Origin of the sequence: Peptoniphilus phoceensis (assembly GCF_001517665.2) — a bacterium.
Taxonomy (GTDB): Bacteria; Bacillota; Clostridia; order Tissierellales; family Peptoniphilaceae; genus Peptoniphilus_A; species Peptoniphilus_A timonensis.
In genome coordinates this window covers 1-6,388 of record NZ_LN999804.1, presented here as the reverse complement: position 1 = coordinate 6,388, position 6,388 = coordinate 1, and the positions used below count along the sequence as shown (strand labels likewise).

General features: G+C 32.2%; 1 protein-coding gene and 1 pseudogene. Both read left to right on the top strand.

Annotated features, from left to right (window positions below; all coding sequences use genetic code 11):
- On the top strand, positions 1–680 hold a 680-nt coding region (locus BN3657_RS00065), incomplete at its 5' end, for a DNA cytosine methyltransferase (RefSeq protein ID WP_062551284.1).
- A gap of 1,630 nt (positions 681–2,310) precedes the next feature.
- A pseudogene (locus BN3657_RS00060) lies at positions 2,311–6,388 on the top strand (Eco57I restriction-modification methylase domain-containing protein); the annotation flags it as partial.

Below are 6,388 nucleotides of genomic sequence, written 5' to 3'. Positions count from 1 at the left end.
GCTTACTATTTGAAACAATTAGAATAATCAAAGAAATGAAAGATAAACCTAAATGGATAATTTGGGAAAATGTAAAGGGAGTCCTTGATAGAAATATGAGGGACTCCTTTTTTATTTATCTAAAAGAACTAGAGAACCTTGGATATGAAAGCAAATATGAAATATTAAATGCAATGGACTTTGGGATACCTCAAAAAAGAGAAAGGATATTTGTTGTTTCATGTCTAGGAAAAAATAACTTTTCTTTTAATAAATTAGAGAGGAAAGAAACTAGACCACTAAGTGAATTTTTAGAAAAAGATGTAAGTGAACTTTACACAATGACTCAACCTTATATGCTCAAATTTTTAAATAAAGGCATAGATAATACTTTTAGAGGGCGACTCAAAGTAATTAAAGATTTTTCTTATACTATTTCTACAAAACAAATGAGAGTACCCAATTCTGGAATAATAGATATTGGAAATGGTCAGTATAGGTATTTAACAGAAAGAGAATGCCTAAGACTAATGGGTTTTGATGATAGTGATATTAACAAACTAGAAGAAGCACATCCAAGAAGAAAAAATTGTGCCTCAAGCAAACTATATAAGCAGGCCGGCAATTCTATTGTGGTTGATGTTTTAATGGCTATTATAAAAGAAATTCATAGAATGGAGGTAGAAAATGCAAGTAAATGATTTTAAGAATATACAAGAAACTATAAAGTATGAAGTTTTGCAAGATGAAAAAGAATATTTAAAACTCTTAAAAGCTATAGGTAATAATCAGAAATATGATTTTTCCAGCCAACTAAGTATATACAACAAAGAACCTGAAGCTAGAGCTTGTGCGACATTTGATATGTGGAAGAAATATTTTGGCAGAGTTGTTATGAGAAGTCAAAAGGGTATTCCAATTTTAGTTGGAAGTGATGTAAATCAAAGAATTTCATATATTTTTGATATTAGTCAGACCACATCAATGGATAGGAATATTAATGAGGTTAGCTTATGGCAGTTTGACCATGAAAACCATAACGAGGCTTTAAAAGAAATAATAAGAGATTCTTCATTTGAGGCTAGTGATTCACTAAACGAAAACATATTTTCTTTAAGTCGAATTTATGGAGATGAATATATTAACTTGGCTCTTGCTGATTTGAGAATAGATATAGAGGATAGACTTAGTTTTGAAAAGTTTATGAGAGACTCAATATCCTATGCGGTAGCTAATAGGTTTAATACAGTCTATCCTATGGATATGGAAAATTTAAAAAATAATTTTTCTAGGATTAATACAATTTCTTTAGAACAGATAGGTCTTGTAATATCAAGGGTTAGCGAAGATATTATAGATAGAACAATAGAAAAATCTAAGGAAATGGATCGAGCTAGGCTGCTGACAGAAAGGGCCGGTGGCGACTATAATAGAGATATAGAAAATATAAATGAAGATAGAGGAGGTCAAGATGATTTATATAGACGAGATGATAGGTCAACAAGTAGAGATGGACGAGTTTTCACAGATGGAAGCGACAGAGGAAATAGCAATGAAGATCGAAGAGAAAACCTTGGACATGATGGAGAAGGATCTGGAATTTATGGAGAAATTTCCGAATCCGACATACGCAGTTCTAAGACTATCTTATCTAGTAGGGAGCGAGGACATGGAGAACTGGAAGAAACTGCAGGAAATGTACGAGGAGAAAACACTTTTGAACCATATGAAGGAAATTCAGAATCAGGCAGTGGACTTTATCAAGAGAGAAAAAGTCAAAATGATGAAAGCACAAGGATTGACAGAGAAGATGATGAGAGAGAATCCACAGGAATACCAAGGACAGATGAACAACTTGATGGCAACAGTGAAGAGAATAGCAATCAAGGAATACGTGGAAGCTTAGAAAATGAAATAAGCCAAGAAAAGGAAGCTGATGAAGCTTCTTTTTTTGATGGCAACGACATTGAAAAAAGAAAAGACTACTGGATTGTAGAATTTAATGAAAACCACGAATTAGTTCCCGATTATAGTGGGCAGATAGTAACTAAAGACTTAATCAATATCCTAAGACAAAAGGATATAGATGTTAAAGACCATAATCAAACTCATGGAGAAAATGAATTTGGAGAAATGACTGATGATTATATCGGATATTTCAAATTCTATTTTGACCACTATGTAGACGGAGAAGTTGTCGAGCATTATAGGATTGACCTTGGTGATGGTGAAGAAGTAAATGAGCGTGAATTTTCATATTTAGAAGAACAAGTTGCACTAAGCGAGGAAAAATCTTTACAAGAAGAAGTTAAGGAAAATATAGAGCCTAAATTTAAGATAGGTGATCAGGTTAGATATAAAGGTAAGGACTTTACTATTACAGATTTTGATGAACTAAGTGGAGGACTTAAAACTGTCACTATCAGAGATAATATGGAATATATGGGAGGTATGATTAGGGGTTCGGAAGTAATTCCATATAGAAACGATTCATACCTTGAAGAAATCTTTGAAAATCTAAGTCAAACATCAGAAAAACTAGCAGTAAAAGTTGGAAAAGAATTTATTTTAGAAGATGAGAATACCTTTGATGGAATTAACTTAATTGAAACTGGAACTAAAGTAGAAGTTAATGGAGAACAATATCCTTTATTTAAGGGTGAAACATTTGAAGAAAGTAGGAAAATTGATGACCTTTTAGATAGTGGAAATTACGAGATATACAAATTATCTGAGTATGAAAATCAAATTGGAACAGAAGTAGAACAAGAAAGCTTTATTGATAACCACAATCCCGAAATTTACCAAATGATGGATAGATATAATGTGCCAAGGGAAGCAGCCGAAAACTTATTGAGGGGAAAAGAAGATTTAAAGAATTTAGGCTATGAATCTAATAAGGAAAGCCTAAGTTTTGCTAGAAATTATGACTTAAAAACTCATATTTACTCAGAATACCTAACACCATCAGAAAAGCTAGATAAAAATATAAAAGCTATTAAAATGCTAAAAAGACTTGAAAATGAAAATAGGAGTCCAAAAGAATATGAACAAGCCTATCTTGCTGATTATCTAGGCTGGGGTGGTCTTGCCGATGTCTTTGATGAAGAGAAGGGAGGACAATGGCTCGAAGCAAGAAATATTTTAAAAGAAAATCTAACAAATGAAGAATATTTGAATGCTAAAGAGTCTACTCTAACATCGTTTTATACACCTAGAGAGGTAATGGATGGAATATATAAGACTCTAACAGATATGGGATTTAAGACTGGAAATATCCTTGAACCATCTGCAGGGGTCGGCAATTTTATTGGTAATATGCCAAGTGAAATACAAGGCTCTAAAGTATATGGAGTAGAAAAAGATAGTCTAAGCGGAAGAATAGCAAGAGAACTTTATCCTGAAGCTAACATTCAAATTAAAGGCTTTGAAGAAACAAACTTCTCAAATAATTTCTTTGACTTGGTAATAGGAAATGTTCCCTTTGGAGATTTTAAAGTTAACGATCGTGAATATAACAGAAATAACTTTCTGATTCACGATTATTTTTTTGCAAAGTCAATAGATAAAGTTAGGAATGGAGGAATTATTGCCTTCATAACATCATCTGGAACTATGGATAAAAAAGATGAATCTGTAAGAAAATATATTAATGCAAGATGTGAGTTTTTAGGAGCTATGAGGCTTCCTAATACAACATTTAAAGGACTTGCTGGTACAGAAGTTACTTCAGATATTATTTTTTTAAAAAAGAGAGATTCAGTTATAGAAAGAGATGACGATTGGATTCATTTAGCAACTGATAAAAAGGGTTTGACCTACAATAAATATTTTGTAGATAATCCTCAGATGGTATTAGGGGATATGAAAGAAGTATCTGGAAGATTTGGCAATACTATTACTTGTGATGAAAAAGAAAATGAAAAGTTAAAAGATTTAATGGATCTTGCAAGTAAGGAAATATCTTCAAATTCAAAATATGAAGAGGTCGAGCTATTGGAAGATGAAGAGTTAAGTCTTCCAGCAACAGACGATGTTAAGAATTTTTCCTATACCATTATTGACGAATATGTCTATCTAAGAGAAAACTCAGTCTTAATTAAGCAGAATATATCAGATAAAAATAAAGAAAAGATAAAAGATTATCTTGATGTAATGAATGCTTTGAAAGATGTAATAGAAAAGCAAAAGGACGATTTTTCAGACGAAGAAATAAAAGAGTCACAAGCAAAGTTAAACGAAGTTTATGATAACTTTTCAAAGAAACATGGATTTATTAACTCCCTATCAAACACTAGAGCCTTAAAGGAAGACTCAAACTTTCCTTTGGTTTCCTCAATAGAAATACTTGATGATGAGGATAATTTTAAAGCTAAGAGTGATATATTCTCAAAAAGAACAATAACAAAGGCAAAGATAGTAGACCATGTAGATACCTCCCTTGAAGCCTTAGTCTTATCAGTTTCACAAAAAGGATATGTAGATTTTGCATATATGGAATCTATCACTAATAAAGATAGGAACACTTTAATTGGTGAGCTTGAGGGCGAGATTTTTTTAGATATTAAGGACACAGACCTAATAAATAACAGAATGCCCTTTGAGAACTTTGACAATGACGATCCCTTTCATTTTTCATATGTATCGGCTGATGAGTATCTAAGTGGTAATATTAGAGAAAAGATTGGTTATCTCAATTCATATATCGGAGAAATTGAAAATGTAATAGATTTAGCAGCTTCTGAAAAGAAAGACACATTATTAAACGAGTTAGGCAAACTTAAATATCAAAGAGAAAAATTACAAGAAGTTATGCCTGAAGAACTCACTGCTTCTGATATAAATGTAAGGTTAGGAGCAACTTGGATACCTCAAAAAGATATAGAAGACTTTGCTTTTAATCTTTTAAAAACACCAGGCTATGATAGGTGGAATATAAATGTTAGGTTCTCGCCACACTCAAGTGAATGGAATATTGAGGGTAAAAGTGTTGACTCGACTAATGACCTTGCTAACATGACTTATGGTACAAGTAGAGTAAATGCCTATAAGCTGATTGAAAATGCTCTTAATCTAAAAGATACGAAGGTATTTGACCAAGTAATAAATGATGATGGTTCTAAGACTTCTGTATTGAATAAAAAAGAAACTATGCTTGCAAGTCAAAAGCAAGAACTGATTAAAGAAGAATTTAAGAATTGGATATTTGAAGATCCTGATAGAAGATATAGGCTAGAAAAAATTTATAATGAAAAATTCAATTCAATTAGAAATAGAGAATTTGATGGCTCTAACTTAACTTTTGATGGAATGAATACTGAAATCAGACTTCGAGAACATCAGAAAAATGCAATAGCTAGGACTCTTTATGGTGGAAACACACTACTTGCCCATGTAGTAGGAGCAGGAAAAACTTTTGAAATGGTAGCTTCTGCAATGGAATCTAAAAAGTTAGGTCTTGCAAGTAAATCATTATTTGTAGTTCCTAACCATCTAACCACTCAAATTGGTAGAGAGTTTATGCAGTTATATCCGTCAGCGAACATTATGGTGGCCGATAAAAAAGATTTTCAACCAAAAAATAGAAAAAGATTTATTGGTAGGATTGCAACGGGAGAATATGACGCAGTTATCATAGGACACTCTCAATTTGAAAAAATACCGATGTCTAAGGAATACCAGGTAAGGCATATACAAGACCAAATAGATGATATAGTTTCCTTTATTGATGAAAACAAAAGAAATAGAGGGGAAAATTTCACAGTAAAACAACTAGAAAAGACAAAGAAAAAACTCTTGGTAAGACTTGAAAAACTAAATGATGACTTTAAAAAAGATGATGTAATAACCTTTGAAGAACTAGGAGTAGATAAGTTATTTATAGACGAAGCTCATAATTACAAAAACTTATTCTTGCATACCAAGATGAGAAATGTTGCGGGTATCGGGCAAAGTGAAGCCTTTAAGTCTTCGGATATGTATATGAAATGTAGGTATATGGATGAAATGACAAATGGCAAGGGAGTTGTATTTGCTACTGGTACACCAATATCAAATTCAATGACTGAGCTTTATACCATGCAAAGATACCTTCAGTATGACGATTTAAAGGCAAGAGGATTAGAACATTTTGACGCTTGGGCTTCTACTTTTGGAGAAACAGAAAACACTTTTGAATTATCTCCAGAAGGCACTGGATATAGGCAAAAGACAAGATTTTCAAAGTTTTATAACTTGCCAGAGTTGATGTCTATGTTTAAAGAAGTAGCAGATATAAAGACATCAGATATGTTAAATTTGCCAGTACCAGAAGCAAATTTTGAAGTTATTAAAACAAAACCTACTGAGGAACAAAAAGAAATATTAGAAGCCATTTCAGAAAGAGCTGATGCGGTTAGAAATAACCAAG